The 25,846-nt window shown below is 66.4% G+C and carries 25 protein-coding genes; 12 read left to right on the top strand and 13 right to left on the bottom strand.

The genetic code is table 11. The features are described 5' to 3' along the window. The first annotated feature begins 74 nt into the window (after nt 1-74). Nucleotides 75-770, top strand: coding sequence for a nitroreductase (locus DWA33_RS17185; protein ID WP_114359541.1), 696 nt, complete (start codon nt 75-77; stop codon nt 768-770). Nucleotides 771-1,191: 421 nt separating this feature from the next. On the opposite strand, the gene DWA33_RS17180 is transcribed toward DWA33_RS17185, so the two are convergent. After that, on the bottom strand, nt 1,192-1,974 hold the full coding sequence (locus DWA33_RS17180) for an enoyl-CoA hydratase/isomerase family protein (protein ID WP_114359540.1): 783 nt from the start codon (nt 1,972-1,974) through the stop codon (nt 1,192-1,194). Nucleotides 1,975-2,278: 304 nt separating this feature from the next. On the opposite strand from DWA33_RS17180, the gene DWA33_RS17175 reads away from it, so the two are divergent. From DWA33_RS17175 to DWA33_RS17155, 4 genes are all read left to right on the top strand, one after another. Then, on the top strand, nt 2,279-2,953 hold the full coding sequence (locus DWA33_RS17175) for a Crp/Fnr family transcriptional regulator (RefSeq protein ID WP_114359539.1): 675 nt from the start codon (nt 2,279-2,281) through the stop codon (nt 2,951-2,953). Nucleotides 2,954-2,963: 10 nt separating this feature from the next. Further along, entirely contained in the window at nt 2,964-3,848 is an 885-nt protein-coding gene (locus tag DWA33_RS17170; protein ID WP_114359538.1) for a DUF6537 domain-containing protein, read from the top strand. Nucleotides 3,849-4,093: 245 nt separating this feature from the next. After that, nucleotides 4,094-4,501, top strand: a complete 408-nt coding sequence (locus tag DWA33_RS17160) for a DUF3307 domain-containing protein (RefSeq protein ID WP_114359536.1) — start codon at nt 4,094-4,096, stop codon at nt 4,499-4,501. A 422-nt stretch (nt 4,502-4,923) separates the two neighbouring features. Next, nucleotides 4,924-7,140 (top strand): sensor domain-containing diguanylate cyclase, encoded by a 2,217-nt coding sequence (locus DWA33_RS17155; protein ID WP_114359535.1) that lies wholly within the window; start codon nt 4,924-4,926, stop codon nt 7,138-7,140. A 65-nt stretch (nt 7,141-7,205) separates the two neighbouring features. Here the strand turns inward: DWA33_RS17155 and DWA33_RS17150 are convergent, their stop codons facing one another. Next, the gene (locus DWA33_RS17150; protein WP_114359593.1) at nt 7,206-7,589 is read right to left on the bottom strand and encodes a hypothetical protein; all 384 of its coding nucleotides are present in this window, start codon (nt 7,587-7,589) and stop codon (nt 7,206-7,208) included. A 316-nt stretch (nt 7,590-7,905) separates the two neighbouring features. On the opposite strand from DWA33_RS17150, the gene DWA33_RS17145 reads away from it, so the two are divergent. Further along, on the top strand, nt 7,906-8,313 hold the full coding sequence (locus DWA33_RS17145) for a hypothetical protein (RefSeq protein WP_114359534.1): 408 nt from the start codon (nt 7,906-7,908) through the stop codon (nt 8,311-8,313). Here DWA33_RS17145 and DWA33_RS17140 read toward each other — a convergent pair. Together DWA33_RS17140 and DWA33_RS17135 are read right to left on the bottom strand one after the other, a co-directional pair. Continuing rightward, on the bottom strand, nt 8,259-8,645 hold the full coding sequence (locus DWA33_RS17140) for a YkgJ family cysteine cluster protein (protein WP_114359533.1): 387 nt from the start codon (nt 8,643-8,645) through the stop codon (nt 8,259-8,261). The genes DWA33_RS17145 and DWA33_RS17140 overlap by 55 nt on opposite strands. A 68-nt stretch (nt 8,646-8,713) precedes the next feature. Continuing rightward, entirely contained in the window at nt 8,714-9,334 is a 621-nt protein-coding gene (locus DWA33_RS17135; protein WP_114359532.1) for a pyridoxamine 5'-phosphate oxidase family protein, read from the bottom strand. 101 nt (nt 9,335-9,435) lie between these two features. Between DWA33_RS17135 and DWA33_RS17130 the strand changes: the two genes are divergently transcribed. From DWA33_RS17130 to DWA33_RS17120, 3 genes are read left to right on the top strand one after another with little or no spacing between them, the layout of a single operon-like run. Beyond that, nucleotides 9,436-10,353 (top strand): LysR family transcriptional regulator, encoded by a 918-nt coding sequence (locus DWA33_RS17130; RefSeq protein WP_114359531.1) that lies wholly within the window; start codon nt 9,436-9,438, stop codon nt 10,351-10,353. Continuing rightward, nucleotides 10,353-11,003: a DNA oxidative demethylase AlkB gene (alkB, locus tag DWA33_RS17125; protein ID WP_114359530.1), complete on the top strand. Its 651-nt coding sequence runs from the start codon at nt 10,353-10,355 to the stop codon at nt 11,001-11,003. The genes DWA33_RS17130 and alkB overlap by 1 nt, the downstream gene beginning before the upstream one ends. Before the next feature lie 38 nt (nt 11,004-11,041). Beyond that, the gene (locus DWA33_RS17120; protein WP_114359529.1) at nt 11,042-12,271 is read left to right on the top strand and encodes an MFS transporter; all 1,230 of its coding nucleotides are present in this window, start codon (nt 11,042-11,044) and stop codon (nt 12,269-12,271) included. A 143-nt stretch (nt 12,272-12,414) separates the two neighbouring features. Here DWA33_RS17120 and paaK read toward each other — a convergent pair whose 3' ends face one another. The 3 genes from paaK to paaG are packed head-to-tail and all read right to left on the bottom strand — an operon-like array spanning nt 12,415 to nt 15,004. Continuing rightward, nucleotides 12,415-13,746, bottom strand: a complete 1,332-nt coding sequence (gene paaK, locus DWA33_RS17115) for a phenylacetate--CoA ligase PaaK (RefSeq protein WP_114359528.1) — start codon at nt 13,744-13,746, stop codon at nt 12,415-12,417. 14 nt (nt 13,747-13,760) lie between these two features. Beyond that, the gene (gene paaI, locus DWA33_RS17110) at nt 13,761-14,165 is read right to left on the bottom strand and encodes a hydroxyphenylacetyl-CoA thioesterase PaaI (RefSeq protein WP_430707902.1); all 405 of its coding nucleotides are present in this window, start codon (nt 14,163-14,165) and stop codon (nt 13,761-13,763) included. A gap of 53 nt (nt 14,166-14,218) precedes the next feature. Continuing rightward, complete coding sequence (gene paaG / locus DWA33_RS17105) at nt 14,219-15,004, bottom strand: 2-(1,2-epoxy-1,2-dihydrophenyl)acetyl-CoA isomerase PaaG (RefSeq protein ID WP_114359526.1); 786 nt, start codon at nt 15,002-15,004, stop codon at nt 14,219-14,221. A gap of 151 nt (nt 15,005-15,155) precedes the next feature. On the opposite strand from paaG, the gene paaZ reads away from it, so the two are divergent. After that, on the top strand, nt 15,156-17,195 hold the full coding sequence (gene paaZ, locus DWA33_RS17100; RefSeq protein ID WP_114359525.1) for a phenylacetic acid degradation bifunctional protein PaaZ: 2,040 nt from the start codon (nt 15,156-15,158) through the stop codon (nt 17,193-17,195). A gap of 108 nt (nt 17,196-17,303) precedes the next feature. Here the strand turns inward: paaZ and DWA33_RS17095 are convergent, their stop codons facing one another. Both DWA33_RS17095 and DWA33_RS17090 read right to left on the bottom strand, forming a co-directional pair. After that, a complete protein-coding gene (locus tag DWA33_RS17095) occupies nt 17,304-17,711 on the bottom strand; it encodes a type II toxin-antitoxin system MqsA family antitoxin (protein ID WP_114359523.1) in 408 nt (135 codons plus the stop codon). 4 nt (nt 17,712-17,715) lie between these two features. Then, nucleotides 17,716-18,024 carry a type II toxin-antitoxin system MqsR family toxin gene (locus tag DWA33_RS17090; RefSeq protein WP_114359591.1) on the bottom strand — a complete coding sequence of 103 codons (309 nt, stop codon included), beginning with the start codon at nt 18,022-18,024 and terminating at the stop codon, nt 17,716-17,718. Nucleotides 18,025-18,370: 346 nt separating this feature from the next. On the opposite strand from DWA33_RS17090, the gene DWA33_RS17085 reads away from it, so the two are divergent. Together DWA33_RS17085 and DWA33_RS17080 are read left to right on the top strand one after the other, a co-directional pair. Continuing rightward, nucleotides 18,371-19,114, top strand: coding sequence for a hypothetical protein (locus DWA33_RS17085; RefSeq protein ID WP_244601327.1), 744 nt, complete (start codon nt 18,371-18,373; stop codon nt 19,112-19,114). A gap of 392 nt (nt 19,115-19,506) precedes the next feature. Then, nucleotides 19,507-20,976 carry a metal-dependent hydrolase family protein gene (locus DWA33_RS17080; RefSeq protein WP_114359521.1) on the top strand — a complete coding sequence of 490 codons (1,470 nt, stop codon included), beginning with the start codon at nt 19,507-19,509 and terminating at the stop codon, nt 20,974-20,976. A 545-nt stretch (nt 20,977-21,521) separates the two neighbouring features. Here DWA33_RS17080 and DWA33_RS17075 read toward each other — a convergent pair. The 4 genes from DWA33_RS17075 to DWA33_RS17060 form a co-directional block, all read right to left on the bottom strand. Further along, nucleotides 21,522-22,484: a fatty acid desaturase family protein gene (locus DWA33_RS17075; protein WP_114359520.1), complete on the bottom strand. Its 963-nt coding sequence runs from the start codon at nt 22,482-22,484 to the stop codon at nt 21,522-21,524. A gap of 53 nt (nt 22,485-22,537) precedes the next feature. Then, a complete protein-coding gene (locus DWA33_RS17070; RefSeq protein WP_114359518.1) occupies nt 22,538-23,761 on the bottom strand; it encodes a bifunctional alpha/beta hydrolase/OsmC family protein in 1,224 nt (407 codons plus the stop codon). A gap of 188 nt (nt 23,762-23,949) precedes the next feature. Further along, the gene (locus DWA33_RS17065; protein WP_114359516.1) at nt 23,950-24,615 is read right to left on the bottom strand and encodes a sulfite oxidase-like oxidoreductase; all 666 of its coding nucleotides are present in this window, start codon (nt 24,613-24,615) and stop codon (nt 23,950-23,952) included. A 21-nt stretch (nt 24,616-24,636) separates the two neighbouring features. Further along, nucleotides 24,637-25,836 (bottom strand): cytochrome P450, encoded by a 1,200-nt coding sequence (locus DWA33_RS17060; RefSeq protein ID WP_114359514.1) that lies wholly within the window; start codon nt 25,834-25,836, stop codon nt 24,637-24,639. Nucleotides 25,837-25,846: the final 10 nt, after the last annotated feature.

The following is a 25,846-nucleotide window of genomic DNA, read 5'->3' as shown; positions in this document are numbered from 1 at the left end:
AGTGCGTTTCAAATTCCGGGTTCGCTCACTTCGTGAGCGCCCCGGAATGACGACCATCAAGCAATGAGGCCATCATGACCGACGCCGCTGCAACTGCCGCTCCGATCGACGTCCTCGAACAGCTGATGGCCGCGCGCTATTCGTGCCGCGGGTTCAAGCCCGATCCGGTGCCGCGCGAGGTGATCGAACGCATTCTCGGCGCGGCGCAGAAGACCGCGTCGTGGTGCAACAGCCAGCCGTGGCAGGTGGTGATCACCTCGGGCGAGGCCACGGCGAAGTTTCGCGAGGTGATTTATCCGGCTGCCGCCGGCGGCGCGCCGATGTCGGGCGATTTCGAGTTTCCGCGCGAGTATCGCGGGGTCTATCTCGATCGCCGCCGCGAGAGCGGCTTCCAGCTCTACAACGCGGTCGGCATCGCCCGCGGCGACAAGGCCGCCGCCGCCCAGCAGGCGCTGCAGAACTTCAGCTTCTTCGGCGCCCCCCACGTCGCCATCATCACCACCGACGAGGCGCTCGGCGTTTACGGCGCGGTCGATTGCGGCGGCTACGTCACCTCGTTCATGCTGGCCGCGCAGGCGCTCGGCGTCGCCACCGTGCCGCAGGCCGCGCTGGCGTTCCATGCCGCCGTGGTCCGCAAACATTTCGGCCTGTCCGACGACCGCCGCGTCGTCTGCGGCATCTCGTTCGGCTACGCCGATCCAGACCACAAGGCGAACTCCTATCGCACCAACCGCGCCGCACTCGGCGAGGTCGCGACGTTCGTGGAGTAGTTGCTGAACGGCCGCGTTCGAACCTCTCCCCGCGCGCGGGGAGAGGTCGGATCAGCGCGCAGCGCTGAGCCGGATGAGGGGGCGTTTCCGTTTCGTCGAGAGTACGCGACTCGCGTCGCCCCTCACCCCAACCCTCTCCCCGCAAGAGCGGGGCGAGGGAGCTCGCTGTCGTTGGGGCGCTGCATCTCCTCCTGATTATTGAATGCCGAGCACCGCCTCTCCCCCGTCGTTCCGGGGCGCGCGCAGCGCGAGCCCGGAATCCATAATCACCGACGTTGCTATTTTGCGCGAGCGTTGCCGGCGCTTGGCCTCATCGATACCGCAGGGCGTATGGATTCCGGGTTCGCGAGCTTTCGCTCGCGCCCCGGAATGACACCCGAAAGGTGGCTGCGCTGGTGCGAACTGCAGCTTATCAGTCCGCTCAAAATCGCGGCGCGCGTTTCTCCGTGAACGCCGCGATGCCTTCCTTGATTTCGTCGCTGCGCATCGAAGCGCGGGCGCGGGAGTCGGCGGCCTGTTCGTCGAAGGCGGCGCGGGCGAATTCGTTGATGGCGCGCTTCATGCCGGCGACCGCGTTCGGCGCGTTGCCGGCCAGCGTCGTCGCCAACGCGTCGACCTCGCGGTCGAGCCGGTCCATCGGCACCATCTGGGTCAAGTATCCGATCCGCAGCATCTCGGCGGCGTCGATCCGCTGTGCGGTCAGGAACAGCCGCTTGGCGTTGTCGATGCCGAGACGCGAGACGTAGCGTTTGATGCCGCCCGGATAGTAATGCAGTCCGAGCCGTGCGGCCGGCATGAACATCTCGGCGGTGTCGACGCCGATGCGGAAATCGCAGGCCAGCGCCAGATCGGTCGAGCCGCCATAGACCCCGCCGTTGAGCCGGCAGATCGTCAGCACCCGCAGATCCTCCAGCCGGTTGGCCACGACTTCGAATGCCGAGCCGGGGGATTCGGCCTCGACTTCGGCAGTCGCACGCTCGGCGACCTCGCCGAGATCGAAGCCGGCCGAGAATGCCCGCCCGGTGCCGGTGAGCACCAGCACCCGGATCGCAGGCTCGGCGTCGATCCGGGCGAACTGATCGAGCAGGACGGCGAGGTCGTCCGGCTGCAGCCGGTTGAGGTGCTTCGGGCGGTTCAGCCGGATGGTGGCGCGCGGCCCGTCGACGGTCAGCACCGGCGGGCCGGCGGATTGGCTGTCGGTCATCGGCAAAATCTCCTGAAATCGAAGCGGGCGGCTGCCGGAGCGGGCGCCGGCCCTGCAATGGCCGCGGGAGGGCCGCGGCGGATGGTGAAAGCGGCGGCGCAAACTGCCCGGCGGCCAGGTGGCCGTCAACTCGCCGGCAGCCCGGCCGGGACCGCACCGCTCGCGCAACCCGCTGCGGCTGGTTTATAATTCCGTCCGCACCAGCGTGTAAGGCTTCGCGGCGCCCCGGCGACGGTTCGCCGCGAAGCCTTGATCGTGTCCGCTGGAATCGTCGCGTTCGATCGCAAGCAACGGTGGGTCCCACATGGATATGTCTCTCATCGCCCAGAATGCCGGCATGGCGAGCAGCGTGTTCGCGACCATCTTTGTGCTCGCCACCGCCACGATGCGGACGATGATTCCGCTGCGGGTGTTCGGCATCCTCACCAACGCCCTGCTGATCGCGGTGTCGATCCCGACCCATAATTACGCGACGCTGGCGCTGCACGCGGTGCTGCTGCCGCTGAACGCCTGGCGGCTGCACCAGATGCTGCAGCTGGTGCGCGACGTGAGGAAGTCGGTGAGCAGCGACCTGTCGATGGACTGGCTGAAGCCGTTCATGACCAAGCGCAAATGCGTCGCCGGCGAGGAGTTGTTCTACAAGGACGAGCGGGCCGAGGAGATGTTCTACATCGTCAGCGGACGGTTTCGCCTGGTCGAGTCCGGGATCGAACTGCCGGTCGGCGCGATCGTCGGCGAGCTCGGCATGCTGTCGCCGACCCACACCAGGACGCAGACGCTGGAATGCGTCGAATCAGGGATGGTGCTCAGCGTGAGCTATCGCCAGGTCGAAGAGCTGTACGTGCAGAATCCGGAATTCGGCTTCTACTTCCTGCGGCTCGCCAGTGCCCGGCTGTTCGAGAACATCGAGTCGCTGCAGGCGAGGCTGGCCGAGACGACGCAGCCGCCGCGGGCCGACGCCGTCGGCCGCACCGGCTGAGGACGCCGACTTGGCCGGGTACATCGACGCATTGCGCTTCACGCTCGCCGAAATGCTCGGCGAGAACGATCGCGTGGTGGTGCTGAATGCGCCTGCCGCCGCGTCGCCGGCGGTCGCGAGAGCACTCGAAGACGCGGCGGAGCGGCTGGTGATCTATCAGGGCCGCCGCTACGCACGGCTGTATCTCGATCGGCTGCTGCGCTTCACCGGTCGTCGCGACGTCGACGATGCGATGCTGCTGCGGATCGCCGAGCTGCTCGCGATTCGGATGGCCTATGAAGATCCGATCCGGATCGCACAGCTCACGCTGCAGGAGGCGGCGAGCGCGCCGGCCCGCCGGCCGATGCCGCGGATCGATCACAGATGCCGGTTTCGGATCGACGAGGTGGTGGCGGCGCTGCCGGTGGTGGTGGCCACTCCGACGCTCAGAGTGCTGGACTATCTCGGCTGGCAGCACATGCCGGTGAAGATGCGCTTCAACGCCGCCGGATGGCTCGGCACCCGCAAGCTGCGGATCATCTCCTGGCTGCGGCGCTGGCGGCTGCTGTCGATCCGCTACGCCCACGAGCGCCGATGGGTCGAGCGCTGGCTGCACATGATCGACCGCAGCCTGGCGGTCCGCCCGGAGGCCGCGGTCGCGGTGATCGAAAGCGCCACCATGGTCCGCGGCTATGGTGACGCCTATCGCTACGGCATGGCGAATTGGACGCTGATCATCGACGCCCTGGTGAAGCCGGCGCTCAACGGCGGCCTTCCGTTGCCCGATCTGGCCCAGGCGATCGCCGATGCGCGCGCGGCCGCTCTGCCGGAGCGCAAGCAGACCAGCCTGAAACGCGCGATCGAAGCCATCAGGGCACGGTCCGGCACCGTGTCGATCCAGGCCGCTGCGTCGTGACAGCGCCCTCATGGGCATTCACGTACCGGTCGTGGCGGCTCGGCGCAGCGCGCGATTTTCGCGGGGACGACGACGCGGTTCGTCGGCAGCCGCGTGCATTCGGTCGCCGGAAATGTCATAAATCTGCGCTGGTCGATCCCGACCGGCTGCGATGCGAAGCCTCCGTGCAGGAGGCGGACGATCGGACGGCTGAGCGCCGCCGTGGCCGCCTTCACCGCCTGCCGAGCCCAAGCGAAGGTGCGAGCTTGATCCTTCCCGATTTGTCGTCGTCGATTGCCTTGGGAGCGCTGCTGTATTGGATGCTGCTCCTCACCGTCAAACACGTGTTCGCGGACTTCATCTTCCAGAACAGGTGGATGGCGATGGGCAAGGACGCCAAGACCGGATGGGCGCTGCCGCTGTTGGCGCATTGCAGCGTGCATCTGGCGATGACGACGCTGCTGATGCTGATCCTTGCGCCGAGGTTCTGGTACGTCGGCGTGATCGATTTCCTGATTCACCTGGCGATTGATCGGCTCAAGGGCTTCATCGTCGCCAGCTACGACGTCACCAATCAGGACACCGTGTTCTGGTGGCTGATCGGCACCGACCAGGCGCTGCATCATCTGACCGGCTTCGGCCTCGCGATCCTGCTCGCCGCGAACAACGCTTAGGACGGGCCGTTCCGCGCACGCCGCAACACAGGCGGGGAAGGCTGGGACAAGCGGGCCGTGGGGCGCGCAGACGAGGACGTGGTCCGCTTCGATCAATCGACTGCCGAAGGGCCCGCGAGTTCCGCCTCGGATTCGATCAGAACGGGAAATGTCGCGCGCAGGCACGGACGCGCCAGACGTGCCGAAGCGAGTGTGTCGAACGACGGTGCAACCTGGGATGAAGGTGACGCTCGTTTTGCGCAGCGCCGTGAACCAAAAACTCACGACGACTTGGCTCCGGTGTGCTGTGACCCCAATCCACGTAGTTGTACGGGGCGTGGTATTAACCGCTGCATGACTTGAGATCGATTAGCGTCGCCGCGATCAGCATGAGGTGCTGACCGCGCGCGAGGTCGTGGCGGGCAACATCAAGTTCGAGTGCCATGGCCCGCTATTTGGAAACGCAGCTCGACTTCATCTTCTTCTTCTACGGCCTGTCGTTCCTGCTGCTCGGGGCGCTGTGCCTGGTGCTCGCCCGCCGCCAGCACGACGATAACAGCACGATGATCCGTCTCACCGGGCTGTTCAGTTGCGTTCATGGCATCAGCGAATGGCTGGACATGACCGCGCTGATTGCCGGCGATGCGAGCGAGTTCGTGCTCGCGCGTGCAGCAGTGTCGGTCGCGTCCTTCGTTGTTCTGGCGGAGGCCGGCCGGCAGGGCGCGCTGGCACGCGGAATCCCGATGCCGGGACCGTGGATCTTGGTCGCGATCCTGATCGTGATCGGCCTCGTCGGGGCCGTCGACGGCTTGTCGTCGGCCAAGGCGACATCGCGTTATCTGCTCGCCGCGCCGGGGGCGGTGCTGGTTGGTGTCGCGGTGTATTTGAGCCGCGGCGACTACGCCGGATCGGCGCGGCCGCTGATGGTCGCGATCGCTGCGGCGTTCGTCGGCTACGCGGCGGCGGCGGGGATCGTCGTCGAGCCGGCGCCGTTTTGGCCGGCCGACATCGTCAACCAGACGACCTTCGAGCAGATCGCCGGAGTTCCGATCCAGCTCGTGCGCGGACTGATCGCAGTGACGCTGGCGGCGCTGACCTGGGCGGCCTGGGGCCGCCGGCTGATGGAAACCTTCGACTATCCGGACTATTCGAACCATCTGAAGCGGCAGTTCGTCGGCGTGCTGATCACGTTGTTCGCCATTCTGCTGCTGGGCTGGGCGCTCACCAATTATTTCGGCAAGATCTGCCGCGAGGGGATCGAAGCCGAAGCCCGCGGCGACTCGGCGCTGCTGGTCAACGGTCTGGAGCGCGAGATCGCGGTCGCCGACGCGATGGTGAGAGCCCTCGCCGCGTCGCCGGCGATCGTGCCGCTGCTCGGCGACGGGCAGGGCGCCGGCGCCGGCATCGCTCGGTCGGTGCTCGAGCTGGACGCCGGCGCCGTCGAGGCGATCCGCAGCTTCGTCGTCGACCGCGCCGGCATGATCGTCGGCTCGTCCGACGCCTCCGACCGGAGCTGGCTCGGCCTGCCGAGCCTGCGGGCAGTCGGCTGGTTCGAGCAGGCGATCGCCGGCAGGGTGGTGCGCGAGTTCCGGCTCGATCCGCCGCAGCGTCTCAGAACCTATCTGACGGCATCGCCGATCCGCGGCGCCGGCGGCCAGATCCAGGGCGTTGCCGTGCTGGAGATTTCGCTCGAGAAGCTGGCGGCGGTGATGAGCCGTTTCGATCCGGCGTTCTTCGTGGTCGATGGGCGCGGCGTGGTGATCATCACCAACCGCGGCGACGAATTCCTGCGGACGCTGTGGCCGCGGCCGGATCTGCCGCGGATGCAACTCGACGAGCAGTTCGGCGCGCCCGCGCGGCAGCCGCTGTTCGACCGCGAACTGTTCGGCGCCGGCTGGACCGACTTCGGCGGGCGGCGCAGCTATGTGATCCGCCAACCGATCGAGGACACCGAGGTGTCGCTGGTGCTGGCGATCCCGGTGAAGGGAATCCTCGCCAGCCGGCTGCTCGGCATCGTCATCACCCTGCAGGTCGCGATCGCCGCACTGTTCTATTTCTTCGGGCTCGATCGCGGCGTGCGGGACCGGTTGCAGCGCCAGCTCCGCGAGGAGCTGCAGTCGCGGACCCAGGCCCTCGCGCTGCAGGCCGTGACCGATGCGCTGACCGGCCTGTTCAACCGCATGAAGTTCAACGAGCGGCTTGAAGAGGAGCTGGAGCGCTACAAGCGCAGCCGTGTGCCGTTCTCCCTGATCATTTTCGACATCGATCACTTCAAGGAGGTCAACGACATCTTCGGCCACCCGATGGGCGATCAGGTGCTGATCCGATTGTCGCAGACGGTCGCGGCCAGTGTCCGCCGCGCCGACCTGCTGGCGCGCTGGGGCGGCGAGGAATTCGCGCTGCTGCTCGCCGACACCGACGCTGCCTCGGCCTACGAGACGGCCAAGAAGCTGCGCCTGCTGGTGGCACACACGCTGTTCGAACAGGTCGGCACGGTGACGGCGAGTTTCGGCGTTGCCCAGGTGCTGCCGGGCGATAACGCCGAAATGCTCGTGGCGCGCGCCGACAACGCGCTGTACCGGGCCAAGCTCAACGGCCGTAACCGGGTCGAACTCAGCCTGCCGGTGGTCGACATGGTGGAACTGTCACCAACCGGATGATCTGCGCAAATATGCGAACTCGGCGTCCCGCCGTTTGCGCGGTCAGCAGCGTCGAGCCCGGAGGGCTAAGCGCTCATCCGCGTCTCTGGCGACGGCGCTGCGTCGGTCGGCTCGTCCTGACGCGGCATGTGCGGCGCCAGCTTGGCGTTGGCCTTCATGAATTGCTGCTGCCACGCCATGCCGTCTTCGAGCATGCGGGCCATCGCGCCGCCGAGCCAGTCCTGATATTCGCGAAACGCATCGAGCGGCGTGGTCGCTTCCCCCATCCGCCGTGCGGTTTCCAGCGCGGCGCGGGTTCCAATGCGCCGCCGTTCGAACCAACCGTCGGCGAATTCCTTCATGCTGTCGAGGACGGTCGCCTCGCTCTCCCAGAACTTGATCCCCATCGGGGCGTAGGTCTTGGCTGCAGGTTGCATCAGATTGGGGAACAACGTGACCGGATCAGTCATGGTACGCTCCATCGTGCCAACTGAACGTGCCGAATGGATCTCGCCGAGCCTGGATGTCGTGAATGTGAGTCGCGGCTCGATCGTTCCGGCACCACGCTGCTCGCTGCTCGGAACTCGCCGGGCAAGCGGCACGCGGATAGTTAATCCTTGCCGGCTCGCCGTCACGTGCAAAATTGTCGCTGTATCAAATCGTGATCCGTGTTTAGTTCCATGCACACGGCGCAAGGGCAGGTGCTGGTATTAGGTTGTGTAGTTAAGAGCCCATTAACAGAATGGGTCGCATCCTCACGACCGTCACCTGTTCGGGAGAACGCCGATGTGGTCCAGCCGTGAAGCTTTCGAGAACGACGCTTGCCCGGTCCGCGAGGAACTGCTGGGCCAGATGTATCGCGCCAACGAGCATGGATTGTCACAGTTAGTTGACAGCGTGTCGGGCGACGTTCGCGCGATGTTGGCGCTGTTCTGCTATCGCCGGGCGCATTTGCAGCCGCTGGCGCTCGCCGTGGCGGCGAGCTGCGACGAGCGCGACCTGATCCAGGTCGGTGGCCGTGCCGGTTCCGTGCTGTACGCGCTGGCGCACGAAAGGCGGGCTCCGGCGGTCAGCAGCTACTCACAGCGCAAGGCGATCACGCTGTCGACCGCGCCGCTGGCCAGCTTCGCGCCCCTCGATCAGGACTCCGAGCTGGAATCCGACGACGCACCGGCCCCTGACGTCGCCAACTGATCGGTCTCGGCGAGCGCGCTCGGCAGCGGCGGCAGCCGGAATTTGCGCCGCGCCATGTTGCATTCCGGATCGCCGGGGAGGCAGTCGCGGCACACCTCGGGACGCAGCGGGTAGATCGTGCAGGCCGTGGCTTGCCCGATGGTGCCGCTCAGCGCGGCACAGCGATCGGCGTCGCAGCGCATTCCCGACAGTCGCGCGTTGACCAGCGCCGCCGGAATGGCGTCGAGCGCGGCGTCGTCCTCGATCGTGAAGCGCGGCCAGTTCTCCGAATAGCCGCAGCAGGCGCCGCAGCTTTGGCAGGTGTTGGCGTTGATCGGGGCGAGGGCGGTCATCGGCCCTGTTTATCCCGGCCCGGCCGCGCGCGAAACGGTCGGACGCGGGCAAATCGTCCGGTGCGTCGTTATTCCTTCGCCTGGGTGGCGGCGGCGAGCAGCGCTTCCAGCTCGGCGATCCGGATGTCCCGGGTGGTGATCGCCGCGGCGACATCGGCCGCATCGAACTTCTGCGGGATGTGCTGCGGGCAGTTGCTGTCCCAAGCCGCGACCTCGAACAGGATCGCCTGTTCGGGGCGGGCCTTGTAGCCCTTCGGCATCAGCCGGGCGATCAGCTCCGGATCGTCCTCGATCACACGGGCGCGGCCCCAGATCTTGATGCGCCGGCGGTGCGCGTAATCGATCACGAACAGATAGGCCTTCGGGTTCTCGGCGAGATTGCCCTGGGTGATGAACTGCTGATTGCCCTTGAAGTCGGCGAACCCGATGGTCTGCGGGTCGAGCACATGCAGGAAGCCGGCCGGCCCGCCGCGATGCTGGATGTAGGGCTGCCCGTCGGCGCTCGCGGTGGCGAGCAGCACGCTGGTCTGGGCGCCGAGGAAAGCGGCGAGGTTGTCGTCGATCGTGGTTGCCCAGCCGCCGTTGCGTTCGACCCGGGCATAGGACTCGCGCGAGCCCTTGCGGGTCTGGATTGCCTTGACGGCGGGGGTGAAGGCGATGTCGCTGGAGACGTGCAGCGCTTCGGTCATGAGACCCTCCTGCTCGAATGTGTCGGACAGATCGTCCTTTCTCTTCCGCCAAACAATCAGTTGATTTGACACTTTATTGTTGCGCAGGACGAAATAGTGCCATGGACCGTCTCGACACCATGAGCGCGTTCGTCGCCGTCGCCGAGCTGCAGGGCTTTGCGCCGGCGGCGCGTAAACTCGGGATATCGCCCTCTGCGGTGACGCGGCTGGTTGCGACGCTGGAACAGCGTCTCGGCACCCGGCTGCTGCAGCGGACGACGCGCTCGGTCGCGCTCACCGACACCGGCGCGCGCTATCTGGAGCGGGTGCGGCGGATTCTCGCCGATCTCGAAGAGGCCGACGCCTCGGCCGCGGCCGAGCACGTCACGCCGTCGGGCCGGTTGGTGGTGTCGGCGCCGGTCGGCTTCGGCCGGCGCTATGTCGCACCGCTGCTGTCGGACTATCTGCGGCGCTATCCGCAGGTGACCGGCGAATTGCGGCTGTCGGACCTGATGATCAATCTGGTCGAGGACGGCGTCGATTGCGCGGTCCGGATCGGGCATCTGTCGGATTCCAGTCTGGTGGCCCGGCAGCTCGGCGCGATGCGGCGGATCGTGGTGGCGTCGCCGGACTATCTGGCGGCGCGCGGCGTGCCAGCGACCCCGGCCGAGATCGCGGCTCACGACATCGTGCATTTCGGCCAGACCGGCGCGCCGGTGGAATGGCGCTTCGTGCTCGATGGCCGTGACGTCCGGGTGCCGTGCGTGCCGCGCCTCGTCAGCAACGTCGCCGATGTCGCGATCCTCGATGCCGAGCGGGGCGGCGGGTTCGCACGCGTGCTTGCCTATCAGGCCGCCGACGCGATCGCGGCGGGGCGGCTACAGATCGTGCTCGCCGATTACGAGGTGCCGCCGCTGCCGATCACGATGGTGTATCCGACCGCGCGGCTGCTCTCCGCCAAGGTGCGCGCCTTCATCGATCTTGCGGTGGAGACGGCGGACTGGCAGTTCGGCGGCAATGTGAAGGGGAGCAGCGCGTAATGGCGGATCTGTTCGACAGTCTCGACGCGCCGCTGCCGCGCCGCCAAGACATCGCGCCCGGCGCTGCGCTGCTGCGCGGCTTTGCCCGCGACAACGAGCATGACGTGCTCGCGGCGATCGACGCCGTCGTCGCCCGCGCGTCGTTCCGCCACATGATGACGCCGGGCGGCCACACCATGAGCGTGGCGATGACGAGCTGCGGCACCGCCGGCTGGGTCACCGACCGCCGCGGCTATCGCTATTCTCCGACCGATCCGGACAGCGCGGCGCCGTGGCCGGAGATGCCCGCGGTGCTGCGCGATCTGGCGCAGCGCGCCGCCACCGAGGCCGGCTTTGCCGGCTTCGATCCGGATGCCTGCCTGATCAACCGCTACGTCCCCGGCGCCAGGATGGCGCTGCATCAGGACAAGGACGAAGCCGACTTCTCGGCGCCAATCGTCTCGCTGTCGCTCGGCCTGCCGGCGACCTTCCAGTTCGGCGGAATGAACCGCAGCGACAAGCCGATCAACTACCAATTGCGCCACGGCGACGTGCTGGTGTGGGGCGGGCCGTCGCGGCTGGTGTATCATGGCGTGCTGACGCTGAAGGACGGTGAGCATCCGCTGCTCGGCCGGCAACGGATCAATCTCACCTTCCGCAAGGCGCTGTAGCGGCGCGCGGCACAGAGGCACGACCCAAAAGGGGGCTCATGACCGATCTGGCGAACGACGGGGTCGAGGCGAAGCCGGCGAGCGGCGTCACCCGCGCCGGAGTCTATGTGGCGCTGCTGCAATTGCTGTTCACGCTGCTCTGGACCACCTACGTGATCTATCTGCCGAAGCTCGCCGCCGAGGTCGGGATCGCGCCCGCCGCGGTGATCCTGATCCTGATGCTCGACCAGGCCATCTTCACCCTCACCGACACCGCGATGGGGATCGCCGCCGACCGGGTGTCGGCGCTGGTCGGCCGGCTCGGCATCTTCGTTGCGATCGTCGCGGCGCTGTCCTGCGCCGCCTTCGTCGCCATGCCGCTGGTGGCCGGGCAGGGGCCCGGCGCCCAAACGGCGTTGATCGCGCTGATCGTGCTGTGGGCCGCGAGCTCCTCGGTGCTGCGTGCGCCGCCGCTCACGCTGTTCGGCAAATACGGTGCGCGACCGTCGCTGCCATTCCTGTCGGCGTTGACCATGCTCGGCTACGGCCTCGCCGGCGCGGTGTCGCCGTATCTCGGCGTGGTGCTGAGAGGCGTCGATCCGCTGCTGCCGTTCATGATCTCCAGCGTGGTGTTGGTGCTCACCACGCTGGTGCTGATCAAGGTCGAACGTCACCTCGCCGGGCAGCGCACGCCCGCGCCGCCGCGCGCAGTCGCCAAACCGCTCGGCAAGGTGCCGGCGCTGTTCGTCGCGGCGATGCTGATCCTCGCGCTCGGCTATCAGCTTCATTTCAGCATCAACAGCGCCAACCTGTTTTCGCGTTTCGCCGCGCCGGGCGATCTGCAATGGCTGATGCCGGTGTTCTGGATCGGCTTCAACCTCGCGCTGTTTCCGGCCAGCCTCGTGGTCAAACATCGCGGCGGACTGATCGTGATGGGCGTCGCCGGCTTGATCGGCGCGATAGCTGTCGGCATCGCCGAACTGGCCGGCTCGCTCACCGTGCTGATCGCCGCGCAGTTTGTCGCCGGCGCGGCGTGGGGCTGCATGCTGATGAGCGCGGTGTCGGCCGCGCTCGCGATCGGCCGCACCGGCGCCGAGGGCAAGCTCGCGGGCTTGGTGTTCTCCGCGCTGGCGCTGGCGACCTTCGCGCGAATGGCGGCGGTGGCCGGCGGGATGCAGAAGCTGCCGGACTACGCGCCGCTGCTGCAATGGGCGCCGGTGGCGTGCTGGTCGGTCGCCGGTGCCGGCCTGGTGCTGCTGGCGGCCTCGCGACTGCGCGGCGCGGAGTAGCTTAGAGAGAGGCTGGTCATTCCGGGGCGTGCAGCAAAGCTGCACGAACCCGGAGTCCGCAACGGGCAGAGCGGGGCAACGTCCTATTCCCAAGCGGGCGAGAGTCCGGGTTCGCGCTGCGCGCCCCGGAATGACCGCGTTGGCTAGCCCTTCGGCCGCTTGTCGAACACCCGCCGGGCCTTGCCGAGCGATCGCTCCAGCGTGTCGGGCGGCACCACTTTGATCGTGGTCGAAATCCCGATGGTGTTCTTGATGTAGGCGGCGGCCCGCTCGGCGTGCGGCACCAGGCCGGCGCCGTCCCAGCTCTCGGCGCGCGCTTCGGCCAGCACCGTCATCTCGTCCATCCGGCCTTCGCGGGTGAGTTCGATGATGAAATGGCCGCCGCACCAGTCGGTGCCGAGCAGCACTTCCTCGATCTGGGTCGGAAACACGTTGACGCCGCGCAGGATGATCATGTCGTCGGAGCGGCCGGTGATCTTCTCCATCCGTCGCATCCCCGGGCGCGCGGTGCCCGGCAGCAGCCGCGTCAAATCGCGGGTGCGATAGCGGACGACGGGGAAGGCTTCCTTGGTCAGCGAGGTGAACACCAGTTCGCCCTTCTCGCCGTCCGGCAGCACCTCGCCGGTCTCCGGGTCGATCACTTCGGGATAGAAGTGATCCTCCCAGATGTGCAGGCCGTCCTTGGTCTCGACGCATTCCTGGGCGACGCCGGGGCCGATCACTTCCGACAGGCCGTAGATGTCGGTGGCGTCCATGTCGAACGCCTGCTCGATCTCGGCGCGCATCGCGTTGGTCCACGGCTCGGCGCCGAACACGCCGTATTTCAGCGACGACGCCCGCGGGTCGAGGCCCTGGCGCTTGAACTCGTCGAGGATCGCCAGCATGTAGCTCGGCGTCACGGTGATGACGTCCGGCTTGAAGTCGTTGATTAGCTGCACCTGCCGTTCGGTCATGCCGCCGGAGACCGGAACCACGGTGCAGCCGAGTTTCTCGCCGCCGTAGTGAGCGCCGAGCCCGCCGGTGAACAGGCCGTAGCCGTAGGAGTTATGGATGATCATGCCGCGCCGCGCGCCGGCGGCGCGCAGCGAGCGCGCCATCACCGTCGCCCAGGTGTCGATGTCGTCCGCGGTGTAGCCGACCACGATCGGCTTGCCGGTGGTGCCCGACGAGGCGTGCACCCGCACAAGATGTTCGCGCGGCACCGCGAACATCTTGAACGGATAGTTGTCGCGTAGATCGGTCTTCACCGTGAACGGGAATTTCGCCAGGTCGGAGAGCTGGCGGAAGTCCGACGGATGCACGCCCTTGGCGTCGAACGCGGCCTTGTAATGCGCGACGTTGTCGTAGGCGTGCTTCAGCGACCACGCCAGCCGCTTGGTCTGCAGCGCCGTGATCTCGTCGCGCGAGGCGCGCTCGACATCGTCGAGTTCGGGATTGTAGGTGCCGAGCTTGATCTGATGCACGGTCGCGGCCATCGCCGTCTCCTCCCTCAACATTGGTCTTGTTGTTGTTGTTGCGGCACCAGCGCGCCGCCGATCGCGCGCGAATGGCCGCGGAATTCGGCGATCACCATCGATCCGGACGTGACGCGGACGTCGTAGATGCCGCTGCGGCCGGATCGTGAGACTTCGCGCGCGCTCGCCACCAGCCGGGCGCCGAGCTTGCCGGGGCGGATGAAGCTGATCGCGCCCTGCGCCGCGACGGTCGAGTCGTTGTAGGAATTGCATGCATAGGCGAAGGCGCTGTCGGCCAGGGTGAAGATGAAGCCGCCATGGGCGATGCCGTGGCCATTGACCATCTCGGTGGTGACCGTCATCGCCAGGGTGGCGAAGCCGGCGCCGATCTCGACGATCTCCATGCCGAGCCCCTTGCTGGCGTGATCGTTGGCCCACATCGCATCGGCGCAGGCCCGCGCCAGTTCGTCGGGCGACAGCTCGTCCTGCACGGTCACGACGCCCTCCCGGTGAAGTTCGGCGTGCGCTTGGCGATGAAGGCGTCGACGCCTTCGGCATAGTCCGGCGTCCGCCCGGCCTTCCGTTGCAGGTCGCGTTCGAGATCGAGCTGGGCGTCGAGCGTGTTGGTGGCCGCCGCCGCGAGCGCCTGCTTGATCAGCGCCAGCCCCTGCGTCGGCTGGGTGGCGAGATGCGCGGTGAGCTTTTCGGCTTCGGTGCGGAGCTGATCGTCGTCGACCGCCCGCCAGATCAGGCCCCAGCCTGCCGCGGTCTCGGCGCCGATCGGTTCGGCCAGCATCGCCAGCGCTTTGGCGCGGGCGTCGCCGATCAGCCGCGGCAGCAGCCAGGTGCCGCCGGAATCCGGCACCAGCCCGATTTTGGCGAACGACTGGATGAACTTCGCCGAGCGCGCCGCCAGCACGATGTCGCAGCTAAGCGCGATGTTGGCGCCGGCGCCGGCCGCGGTGCCGTTGACCGCACATACCACGGGCTTGTCCAGCGCACGGATGCGCCGCACCAGCGGATTGTAGAACTCGTCGATGGTGACGCCGAGATCGGGCGCAGCGCCGTCCGTCACCGCGACGTCGGCGAGATCCTGCCCGGCGCAGAAGCCGCGCCCGGCGCCGGTCAGCAGCACCGCGCGGCAGGCCGGATCGCGAGCCGCGTCGAGCGCTGTAGCCAGCGCACGGTGCATCGCCGCGTTGAACGAATTCAGCCGGTCCGGCCGGTTCAGCGTGATCACGCGCCACGCTCCCCGATCGTCGATCAGGACCTCGTCCACGTCTCTCTCCCTCACCGTATCGGGGCTTTTGAAAAGCCTCTTGAATTGAACGATCGGTCAGTCAATTATTAGCCCAAGCCAACATCGTGTCAACGGCCGGCGTGGACGTCAAACCGCGCCGCGAACCGCGGGCCGCTATCGGGAGGACGCCATGACCATCACCCTGCAAAGCCTCGCCTGCGACCGCTGGGTGACCCCGGAGAGCGGCCTGGTCGAGATCGCCAGTGCGATCGACGGCCGCGTCGTGGCGCGCACCTCCAGCGCCGGGCTGGACGTCAAGGCGATGGTCGATCACGCCCGCAACGTCGGCGGGCCGAATCTGCGCAAGCTGTCGTTTCATCAGCGCGCCGACATGTTGAAAGCGCTCGGTGCTTACCTGACCGAGCGCAAGGAACAGCTTTACGCGCTCGCCGCCGACACCGGAGCCAACCGCCGCGACAACGCCATCGACATCGACGGCGGTCTCGTCACGCTGGCGGCGTTCGCCTCGCGTGGCCGCCGCGAGCTACCGGATACGCCGTTCATCACCGAAGGCGAGGTCGAATCCTTATCGAAGCGCGGCAGCTTCGTCGGCCAGCACATCCTCACGCCGCGCCGCGGCGTCGCGGTGCACATCAACGCCTTCAATTTCCCGTGCTGGGGCCTCCTCGAAAAGCTCGCGCCGGCGCTGCTGGCCGGGGTGCCGGTGATCGCCAAGCCGGCGACCGCGACCGCCTACGTCGCCGAGGCGCTGGTGAAGCTGATCGACGAGTCCAAGCTGCTGCCGCAAGGCGCGCTGCAACTGATCTGCGGCGGCACCGGCGATCTGTTCGATCACCTGAGCGGTCAGGACGTGATCGCTTTCACCGGCTCGCTGGAAACTTCCGAGAAGCTGCAGGCGCATCCGAACGTCGCCCGCCACGCTATCCGCTTCATCGCCGAACGCGACTCGCTGAACGCCGCGATCCTCGGGGCGGACGTGACGCCGGACGCGCCGGAGTTCGATCTGTTCGTGCGCGAGATCGTGCGCGAGATGACGTCGAAGGCCGGGCAGAAATGCACCGCGATCCGCCGCGTGCTGGTGCCGCGCGCAATCGAGGCCGCGGTGATCGAGGCGCTGAAGGCCAAGCTCGCCGAGGTCAGGCTCGGCGATCCGCGCCGTGACGACAAGGCGATGGGGCCGCTGGTCAGTCGCGGCCAGCGCGAGGCGGTGCGCGCCGCGATCACGACGCTGCAGGGCGAAGCCGAGATCGTGTTCGGCGATCCGAACGTTTGCGAAGGCGAGGGCATCGATACCCAGGCAGGTGCCTACATGGCGCCGGTGCTGCTCCGCGCGCGCGATCCGATACAGGCCAGGCACGTTCACGCCACCGAGGCGTTCGGACCGGTCGCCACCGTGCTGGCCTATGACGATGTCGACCAGGCGATCGAGCTGGTGGCGCGCGGCGAGGGGAGTCTGGTGGCGTCGCTGTTTACTTATGACGACGCGGTCGCCGAGCAGATGATCCTCGGCCTCGCCCCGTTCCACGGCCGGCTACTGATCGTCGACCGCGACGACGCGGCGGAATCCACTGGCCACGGCTCGCCGCTGCCGGCGCTGCTGCACGGCGGTCCGGGCCGCGCCGGTGGCGGCGAAGAACTCGGCGGCCTGCGCAGCGTGTATCACTACATGCAGCGCACCGCGATCCAGGCGTCGCCGCGGCGGCTGGCGGCGCTCACCGGCACTTGGAGCCGCGGCGCGCCGGCGCCGGCGGCCGAGGTGCATCCGTTCAAGCTGAATTTCAACGAGCTCGCGATCGGCCAGAGCATCGAGACCGCGAGCCGGCCGATCACGCTGGACGACATCGAGCACTTCGCGCACTTCACCGGCGACACCTTCTACGCCCACATGGACGAAGCCGCCGCCAAGGCGAACCCGTTCTTCCCCGGCCGCGTCGCCCACGGCTATCTGATCCTGGCGTTCGCTGCCGGCCTGTTCGTCGATCCGGCGCCGGGCCCGCTGCTCGCCAATTACGGCCTCGACAATCTGCGCTTCCTGAAACCCGTCTCGCCCGACGACACCATCAAGGTGAAGCTGACCGTGAAGCAGAAATCGCCGGCGCGGCGGCCGGAATATGGCGAGGTGCGCTGGGACGTCGAGGTCGTCAACCAGAACGGCGAGCCGGTTGCACGCTACGACCTCTTGACGATGAGCGCGCGGCCCGCTGCATAGCCCGGCGCGGCGGAATCTGGCACAACGCGGCGGCTTCGTCCGCGACCAATTCGCGCGGTTGCCGTGGCACCCGGAATGTCGGCTGGGCCGATCGATGCGAAGTCGCCGTCATCCCTGCTTTCTGAGCCGTTCGATCTCCTCTGGGTGTCTCTCCAGGATGCGCAGCAGGTTGCTCATCGGCTTGCTCACCGTCACCGCGTCCTGCTCGTATTTCTGGAACGCGTTGGGACCGCCGCCTAGCAGCGTTCCGGCTTCTCGCTGCGTGAGGCCGATCTTCACGCGGATGCGTTTGATGTCCTGCGGGGACAGCAGATTTTCCACCTGCAGCCGCAGCTCCTTCAACGCGGCGTCGGAAACTTTCAAATCCTCCGCCGTGTGAAGGCTTTCGCCCGACTCGTCACAGTACCACCCGGGCATGTCGATCGTCGCCGACTGCCCCTTGTAGGAGACTTCCATCGGGCGGGTGCCGCGAAACATCGGCTTCCCGGTCTCAGGGCAAACCGGCGGTTTCGACATCCGTTTACTTCTCCTTGAAGGACAGCAGAGTGAATTGAACCAACGTCCCGTTGTCGGTGAGTTTTACGTACAAGGTCCGCCCCCCTTCGGGAACGTGGTAGACGTCCTGCCAAACGGTGCTGTCGTAGATCGACGTCATCGACTTGTAGAAGTGGCAGGCTTCGATCGTGCGGATGACATTCGTCATGCCGTCTCGGTCGTATCCCAACGCGATTGCATCTCGCGTGGCGGTGCCGGTGAAGAGGCCGCGCCCCTCGGAAAAAGCAGCCTTGATCCGTTCGAGATCATGACGCTGCACTCTTTTGTCGATCATAATCCAATACACCATAATGGTGGATCGTCAAGCCGGTTCCATCCTGCACGATCCGCGGGTGTTGTGCCAGTCATCGACCGGGGGTTGCGGCTTCGCAGGGTGCGATAACTTCCGGTGCTCGTGCCCGCGCCGAGCTCAGGCGCTTAGTCCGCGGGACGGGTATCCTCGCCGGCGCAATTACTAACGGCGGCCCGCTTATTATACCGGTTTCCAAACAGGAACCTTGCACCGGCGGCGGCGGTTGAAGTTCCGCCGGTTGCCCCGATCGATTGACGACCGGCCACCACGGCTGACGGATAGAGCGGTCCGCCGACGAGGCGTGACGTTCGCTCATGACCGGAGAACCATGCCGATGCTGGACAAGGTGAACGGCGCCGATCTCGCGATGCTGAGCACGCAGGCGCTCAAGACCCGGCTGCTGCAGCTGGTCGAGGGCCAGGACGACAAACGGCTGAGCGAAAAGCTCGCACTGCTGGACGGCGCGCTCGCGCCCTATATCGACGAGCTGACGCGGCGCAATCCGCATCCGCGCGCCGAGGATCAGGTCGCGACGGTGATCGGGGTGTGGACGCCGGTGTGGTCGACTATTCCGTTTCACCATGCGCTGCCGGGCCGGATACCCTCGCAGTCCTACCAGATCTTCCGTGAACGGGGCTTCTACGCCAACGTCGCGCACCACGCGCCGGGGCACCAGAACGCGCTGCTGCACAGGCTGACGCCGCTCGGGCTCGCCTGCAATCTGATGCTGGTGCAACGCTTCGAGGTCTCCGGCGGGCGCTGGCTGATCGAGAATATCGGCATCGAGCTGGCGCGCGGCCGCCGCGACAAGGGCCTCGGCATCGACGACGCCGAAGCCTGGTTCGATGCCGTGCTGGCAAAGAAACTCGATTGCACCGACACCGCGAATGCCACCCTGGGCGCTCCCGACCTCAGCGGTCTCGACGCAGCGTCAGCGAAGCGGCTGGCGAAGTCGTTCCAGGCCAAGCCGATGATGGAAAACATCTACCTCGACGACGATCTGCGCCTGATCCGAAGCCAGCGCGAAGCCACGCAGCGGCCGTCCTACACCATCGGCCTCCGCCTGCGCTGAAGCGTCGGCCGGCGGCCCGCGCGCCTCGTTACGCGACCAAGCGATCATCCGTCCGAACCGGCAGCATCGCCACGTCGTCAGTTACGACTTCTCCCCGTGGTAGCTCGGTCTCGGTCGAGAGCCGACATTGGCTCGCCGGTATCACTGCTGAGGCGACCGGAAATGACCCTTGGCGGTCCTTGAGATGGTGAGATCTGAAGCCGGTTCGCTCAGCCGATAACAATAGCGGGCCCGATCCGTTGGAATCGGATGAAAATACTCGAATGTTATATAGTTCTATATTGCCGCCGCGTCGTATGTACCTGTGAGATACGGGCTATCTGCAAATCGCAATCACCATTTCGCGTATTGTGTTTGACTGGTACGGTTCCTCAAAATCGGAGGAGGCCCAAATGGCGATGCGCGTTGGAAGCAAGTATCAGCATTTGATCCAAGGTGAGATCTGTCAGTGCTGTGATCCGAAGCTTCGTGATCTGACGTTGCGAATGAATGCGGACCTGTCCCGGCGAGGCTTCTTTCTCGGCGCCGCGGCGGCGGCCGCGGGCCTCGGGCTGAATAGCCTCGCCTTGCCTGCGCGGGCGCAGGGCGCGCGACCGAAGGCCACGCTTTTCGAGAACGTCAGGATTTTCGACGGCGTGGCCGACAAGCTGTCGGGGCCGATGAACGTCTTGGTCATCGGCAATCTGATCAAGTCGATCTCGGCGGCGCCGATCACGGTCACGCCCGATCTGGAGTTGACCCGCATTCAGGGCAGCGGGAGAACGTTGATGCCGGGCTTGGTCGACGCCCATGCTCACATCATGTTCGCGACCGTGCCACAGGTAGCGGTGCTGACCTCAGACATCGGCTTCGTCAACGTCGCAGCGGTCAAGGCTGCGGGTGACATGCTGCTGCGCGGCTTCACTTCAATTCGCGATCTCGGAGGACCGGCCTTCGGGCTGAAGCGAGGCATCGACAGCGGTCTGGTCCCCGGACCGCGGATCTGGCCATCGGGCGCCTTCATTTCGCAAACCGGTGGGCACGGTGACTTCCGCTTGCCGAACGATTTTCCTGCGCGTCCCGCCGACTACACGTTCAGTGAGCGGGTCGGCGGCGCTGCGATTGCCGACGATCCCGACACCGTTCGCAAACGCGTTCGCGAACAACTGACGTTGGGAGCATCACAGGTCAAGCTGATGGCCGGCGGCGGCGTCTCTTCGGTCTATGATCCGCTCGACGTGACGCAATATACGGTGCCGGAGCTGCGCGCCGCGGTCGAGGCCGCCGAAAACTGGGGAACCTACGTCGCCGTTCATGCATATACCCCGCGCGCGGTACGACAGTCGCTCGAAGCCGGCGTGATATGCATCGATCACGGCCAGTTGCTGGATGAGCCGACCGCAGCACTGATAGCCGAGAAAGGCGCCTGGTGGAGCTTGCAGCCGTTTCTGGACGACGAAGACGTAACACCATTCCCGGAAGGGTCGCCCAATCGCAAGAAGCAGCTGCAGATGACGGCTGGCACGGACAATGCCTACAAGCTGGCCAAGCAGTACAAGATCAAGACCGCGTGGGGCACCGACGTGCTGTTCGACGCCAAGGTCGCCGCTCGACAAGGCGCGCAACTGACCAAGCTGACCCGCTGGTACACGCCCGTTGAAATCCTGAGGCAGGCGACCTCGGTCAATGCCGACCTGCTGGCGCTGTCCGGCCTGCGCAGCCCCTACGAGGGCAAGCTCGGCGTGGTAAAGGAAGGGGCGCTCGCCGACCTGCTGCTAGTCGGCGGCGACCCGATCGCGGACATCAGGCTGGTCGAGGATCCCGCTAAAAACTTCGTGCTGATCATGAAAGACGGCGCGATCCACAAGAACGCCGTCGCGTAGTCGGCAGCGTCTGGCAATGCGATTTGGCAGCAATCGACATTTGAATGACACCGGATGTCCGCAAGTGGCCCATCGCGATATCCGTCACAGCAGGCAGCCCCGGCCGCTTTGGGCACAAGGCGGCCATATCCTGACCCAGCTAGCTGGGGGCTTGGGAAGAGGGCTCGGCTTCGGCGCGCCCCGCCCCTCGCTTGCCGAAGCGACGATCGCACAACTCGGACGCCGCCGGCGCCGCGAGGCCGCGGAGGCATGGCTGTTTGGGATTTGAATCGATGGTCGCTGCAGGGCAGGAGGGCAGCGCAGAGCGGAGCGCTCGTTCCAAGCATAACCGTCATCGTCCGGCTTGTCCGGACGACCCAGTCTCCCAGAGCGCTCGTTGCTCCGTGCGGAATTTGCGCCGCAGGCGCTCTGGAATACTGGATCCCCCGCATGCGCGGGGGACGACGACGGAAAATGGGGATGACGATGGAGGAAGGGGGATGAAGGAGGCGAGGAATGACGACGAAGAGACGTCCGGCGTAGCTCCGGGGAGCAGCCGCGCGCAGCTACTCCGCTGCCACCGTGCGCGGCCGCATCGTCGCCAGTTTCAGCACGTCGCGATAGGACGGCGCCACGGTGACGCGGTCGATCAGGCCCTTCTGCTGTAGCAGCCGGTGCGCTTCCGGCAGATTGTAGCAGGGCAGGTACATGAACAGATGATGTTCGGCGTGGTAGTTGACCCAATATGGCGCGATCAGCGCGCGCTCCAGGGGATTCGCCAGCGTGGTGCGGGCCTGGCTGAACGGATCAGTGCCGGTCGAGGTGCAGGCATGTTCGGCGATGTTGCGCACCCGCGTCACCAGCGGCAGCCAAGTCGCCATCGCCACCAGCCAGACGCCGACGAACCAGATGCCGGCGCCAGCCAGCCAGAACAGCGCCAACAGCACGGCGTTGGCCGCGAGGAAGCGCTGGGTGCGCGCCTTGCCGCTGGCGACGAAGCTATCGTGTTTGGGCGCGCCGGTGTCCGCCGGCGCGAACAGCGCCTTCAGCGCCGGAAGCCGCTGCTTGACGAAGGTCTGCCCGGTGAGATCGCGGATCGCCTTGCGGGCGAAGCTCTCCTTGCTGATCGGGAACGGCGCCGACAGCACCAGATCGGGATCTTCGGGCTGCTGGGTGTATTTGTGATGCTGCAGATGATAGCGCCGATACGCCGGCAGATCGGCGCCGACCGGCACCGCGCACAGCCATTGCCCGATCGCCTCGTTGAGCTTCGGATTGCGGTGCAGCCCGCCATGCGCCGCCTCGTGCATCAGGATGGCGAGGCCGAGCTGCCGCGTGCCGACGATCATCACCGCGATCAGCCAGGTCAGCGGGTTCGGCCAGATCGTCACCAATGCGACGGCGAGGGCGATCGTGCCCCAGGCATGCGCCACCAGCCACAGGCCGCGGGCCGAGCTGCGATGCGTCAGCCGCGCCCATTCGTCGGGCGTGAAGATGGTCTTCGGGTCGATCCGCGCCACGGCCGGCATCGCCGCCTCCCTGATGTTGTTTTTCGGCAGTGTCGGGGAAGCGGCCGAAGCCGTCAATCGGCGCTGCGCGTGATGATGCTGACTTCCGAGGTGAGGGTGCGGTGCACTGGACATTTGTCGGCGATCTCGATCAGCTTGGCACGTTGCTCCGCCGAGAGGTCACCTTCGATGCCGATCACCCGCTCGATGCGGTCGAGCAGGCCGATCTTGGTCTCGCATTCGGCGCAATCCTCGGCGTGGATCTTGGCGTGGCTCAGCGTCACCGTGACGCGATCGAGCGGCAGCGCCTTGCGTTCGGCATAGAGCCGCATCGTCATCGAAGTGCAGGCGCCGAGCGCGGACAGCAAGAGATCGTAGGGACCCGGCCCGCTGTCGCGGCCGCCGACGCTGGCCGGCTCGTCGGCCAGCAGCCGATGCGGGCCGATGCTGATCTGCTGCTGGAACTTGCCGTCGCCGGTTTCCTGCACGGTGACGAGGCGCGGCACCTCGGGGGCGCCGGCTGTCGGAGCCGGCGGGTCGGCATCGATGTAGCGCTGCGCCCAGGCGGCGATCACGCCGGCCGCGTAGTTCGCGTCACGACGATCGCTCAGCAGATGGTCGGCATGATCGAGCGAGACGAAGCTCTTCGGATGCTTCGCAGCGAGAAAGATCTTGGTGGCGTTGTCGATGCCGACGGTGTCGTCGGTCGGCGCGTGCAGGATCAGCAGCGCTTTGTGCAGCCTGGCGATCTCGGCCATCAGATTGTGTTCGGCGATATCGTCGAGAAACGCACGCCGAATCGTGAACGGCCGGCCGGCGAGCGAGACATCGACGCTGCCTTTATCGCGGATGGTGTCGACATGATCGGCGAACAGTCCGGTGACGTGCGACGGATCGGACGGCGCCGCGATGGTGGCGATCGCCTTTGCTTCAGGGATTTGTGCTGCGGCTGCCAGCACGGCCGCGCCGCCGAGGCTGTGGCCGATCAGCAGCGACGGCGCGCGGTGCGACGACCGCAGATGGTCGGCCGCCAAAACCAGATCGGCGACGTTGGACGAGAACGTCGCGTTGGCGAATTCGCCTTCGCTGGCGCCGAGCCCGGTGAAGTCGAACCGCAGCACCGCGATGCCGCGCGCCGCCAGCGCCGCCGAAATCCGCCGCGCCGCGAGGTTGTCCTTGCTGCAGGTGAAGCAATGCGCGAACAGCGCATAGGCCAGCGGCTGCGCATCCGGCAGATCGAGCGCCGCCGCGAGTTGATGCCCGCCGCTGCCTGGAAATTGGAAACGTTCGGTGGGCATCGGCAGGCCTCCATGTTGTTGTCATTCCGGATTGCGAGCGAAGCTCGCAAGTCCGGAATCCATACTCTCTGTCCTTGCAGTAAGGCACGGTGGAGCAACGCCGTGATCAAATCTCCGGGTGCAGGGAGTATGGATTCCGGGTTCGCCGCTGCGCGTCGCCCCCGAATGACAATTTCGTTCGGGCCGTATCAATCGCCCGAATAACGCTGCTCTTGCCATGGGTCGCCGCGGTTGTGATAACCGCGGACTTCCCAATAGCCGGGCGCATCGTCGTTGCGGAATTCGATTCCCTGCAGCCACTTCGCGCTCTTCCAGAAATACAGATGCGGCACGACGAGACGCACCGGGCCGCCGTGCTCCTGATCGAGCGGCGCGCCGGACCAGCTGTGCGCGATCAGCGCATCCGCCGCCGCAAAATCCTCGATCGACAGATTCGTCGTATAGCCGTCGGAGCTGTGCAGCACGACGAAGCGGGCCTGATCGGTCGGCTGGCAGGCGTCGAGCAACGTTCGTGTCGAGAGCCCCTGCCAGCGATTGTCGTAGCGCGACCAGCTGGTCACGCAGTGGATATCGGAGACGATATCGGCCTGCGGCTGGGCCATGAACTGCGCCCAATCCCAAAACACCGGCTGCGCCACCGCGCCATAGACGTCGAGCCGCCAGCGGTCGTGGCCGATCTGCGGCGTCAGGCCGAGATCGAGCACCGGCCAGTCCTTCACCAGATGCTGGCCCGGCGGCAGCCGTTGCTCGTCCGGCCGGACATGCCGGCCGGTGAGGAATTTGCCTTCTGCCGCCCAGCGCTGCTTGCTGCGGGTGAGTTTGGACTCCGGCGGCAGTTCGGCATCGTCGGACATCGGCGACCTTTCGGGCGTGGCTCAGCTCGGCTTGCCGAACAGCAGCGGCAGACTGCGCGGGCCCCGGACTGTGCCCTCCGACCAGCGCACTTTTTGTGACGGGTCGAGCCTAAACGAACGAATCCGCTTCAGCCACTCCTCGATCGCAACCGTCATCTCCATCCGCGCCAGGTTGGAACCGACGCAGCGATGGATGCCGAGCCCGAACGCGACGTGCGGATTCTCCTTGCGGTCGATCATCACCTTGTCGGCGTCGGGAAACACCGACGGATCGCGGTTGGCGGCGGGGAACGACAGCAGCACCATGTTGCCCGGCTTCACCGGGCAGCCGGCGATCGCGGTCTCCTTCATTACCTCGCGCGCCATCGTCACCGGCGAGTAGGCGCGCAGGAATTCCTCGATCGCGGTCGGCATCAGCTCCGGCTCCGCGAGCAGCCGCTCGCGGTCGGCCGGATGAGTGGCGAGATGCCACAGCGCCGCGCCGATCGCGCTCCAGGTGGTGTCGATGCCGGCAATCAGCAGCAATCGCAACGAGCCGAGCACATGGGCATCCGACAGCGGCTGGCCGTTGTCGTCGCGGGCGTTCATCAGCGTGGTGATCAGATCGTCGGTCGGTTTCTGCTTGCGGCTGGCGATGTGGCCGGCGAAGTAGGTGCTCATCTCGAACACCGCCTTCATCAGGATCGCGTCGTCGTTGATGCCGAGTTCGAGGACCTCGTGAATCCAGCGGATGAAGATGTCGCTGTCGTCCTCCGGAATGCCGAGCATGTGGCAGATGGTCTTGACCGGAATGTGCTTGGTGTAGGCGGTGGCGGCGTCGCAGCCGTCGTCCTCGATGAAGGCGTCGATCAGCTCGTTGCAGATCGCTCGCACCCGCGGCTCCAGCTTGGCGACCGCATCGGGCGTGAACGGCGGCAGCAGCAGCCGCTTCGCAGGTTTGTGCTCGGGGGGATCGGAGGTGATCGGGGGCGCCGGCGGCGGCGATGCCGAGCGGACGTTGCGGACGATGATCCGCCGCGATGAGAAATGCTCGGTGTCGTAGGAGATTTCCTTCACCGCCGCGAAGGTGGTCGGCATGTAGCAGCCGAGAAAGCGCTCGGTGTGGACCAGCGGACTGGCTGCGCGCAGCTCGTCCCAGATCGGATAGGGGTTCTCAGTCCAGCGCGGATCGGTGTGGTCGAAATCATGGACCCAGTCGGTGACGGGTGCTCGTTCGCTCATGTCTGGCGTT

It is taken from the genome of Rhodopseudomonas pentothenatexigens (assembly GCF_900218015.1).
Lineage (GTDB): Bacteria > Pseudomonadota > Alphaproteobacteria > Rhizobiales > Xanthobacteraceae > Rhodopseudomonas > Rhodopseudomonas pentothenatexigens.
Note: the sequence above shows the minus strand (reverse complement) of the source record. Positions and strands in the feature narration are given on the sequence as shown.

What these genes read in the sequence shown, in the direction of transcription:
- DWA33_RS17185 (WP_114359541.1), top strand. Translation starts at nt 75, where the DNA reads ATGACCGACGCCGCTGCAACTGCCGCTCCGATCGACGTCCTCGAACAG.
- DWA33_RS17180 (WP_114359540.1), bottom strand. Translation starts at nt 1,974, where the DNA reads ATGACCGACAGCCAATCCGCCGGCCCGCCGGTGCTGACCGTCGACGGG.
- DWA33_RS17175 (WP_114359539.1), top strand. Translation starts at nt 2,279, where the DNA reads ATGGATATGTCTCTCATCGCCCAGAATGCCGGCATGGCGAGCAGCGTG.
- DWA33_RS17155 (WP_114359535.1), top strand. Translation starts at nt 4,924, where the DNA reads ATGGCCCGCTATTTGGAAACGCAGCTCGACTTCATCTTCTTCTTCTAC.
- DWA33_RS17150 (WP_114359593.1), bottom strand. Translation starts at nt 7,589, where the DNA reads ATGACTGATCCGGTCACGTTGTTCCCCAATCTGATGCAACCTGCAGCC.
- DWA33_RS17145 (WP_114359534.1), top strand. Translation starts at nt 7,906, where the DNA reads ATGTGGTCCAGCCGTGAAGCTTTCGAGAACGACGCTTGCCCGGTCCGC.
- DWA33_RS17140 (WP_114359533.1), bottom strand. Translation starts at nt 8,645, where the DNA reads ATGACCGCCCTCGCCCCGATCAACGCCAACACCTGCCAAAGCTGCGGC.
- DWA33_RS17135 (WP_114359532.1), bottom strand. Translation starts at nt 9,334, where the DNA reads ATGACCGAAGCGCTGCACGTCTCCAGCGACATCGCCTTCACCCCCGCC.
- DWA33_RS17130 (WP_114359531.1), top strand. Translation starts at nt 9,436, where the DNA reads ATGGACCGTCTCGACACCATGAGCGCGTTCGTCGCCGTCGCCGAGCTG.
- alkB (WP_114359530.1), top strand. Translation starts at nt 10,353, where the DNA reads ATGGCGGATCTGTTCGACAGTCTCGACGCGCCGCTGCCGCGCCGCCAA.
- DWA33_RS17120 (WP_114359529.1), top strand. Translation starts at nt 11,042, where the DNA reads ATGACCGATCTGGCGAACGACGGGGTCGAGGCGAAGCCGGCGAGCGGC.
- paaK (WP_114359528.1), bottom strand. Translation starts at nt 13,746, where the DNA reads ATGGCCGCGACCGTGCATCAGATCAAGCTCGGCACCTACAATCCCGAA.
- paaI (WP_430707902.1), bottom strand. Translation starts at nt 14,165, where the DNA reads ATGTGGGCCAACGATCACGCCAGCAAGGGGCTCGGCATGGAGATCGTC.
- paaZ (WP_114359525.1), top strand. Translation starts at nt 15,156, where the DNA reads ATGACCATCACCCTGCAAAGCCTCGCCTGCGACCGCTGGGTGACCCCG.
- DWA33_RS17095 (WP_114359523.1), bottom strand. Translation starts at nt 17,711, where the DNA reads ATGTCGAAACCGCCGGTTTGCCCTGAGACCGGGAAGCCGATGTTTCGC.
- DWA33_RS17090 (WP_114359591.1), bottom strand. Translation starts at nt 18,024, where the DNA reads ATGATCGACAAAAGAGTGCAGCGTCATGATCTCGAACGGATCAAGGCT.
- DWA33_RS17085 (WP_244601327.1), top strand. Translation starts at nt 18,371, where the DNA reads ATGCCGATGCTGGACAAGGTGAACGGCGCCGATCTCGCGATGCTGAGC.
- DWA33_RS17080 (WP_114359521.1), top strand. Translation starts at nt 19,507, where the DNA reads ATGGCGATGCGCGTTGGAAGCAAGTATCAGCATTTGATCCAAGGTGAG.
- DWA33_RS17075 (WP_114359520.1), bottom strand. Translation starts at nt 22,484, where the DNA reads ATGCCGGCCGTGGCGCGGATCGACCCGAAGACCATCTTCACGCCCGAC.
- DWA33_RS17070 (WP_114359518.1), bottom strand. Translation starts at nt 23,761, where the DNA reads ATGCCCACCGAACGTTTCCAATTTCCAGGCAGCGGCGGGCATCAACTC.
- DWA33_RS17065 (WP_114359516.1), bottom strand. Translation starts at nt 24,615, where the DNA reads ATGTCCGACGATGCCGAACTGCCGCCGGAGTCCAAACTCACCCGCAGC.
- DWA33_RS17060 (WP_114359514.1), bottom strand. Translation starts at nt 25,836, where the DNA reads ATGAGCGAACGAGCACCCGTCACCGACTGGGTCCATGATTTCGACCAC.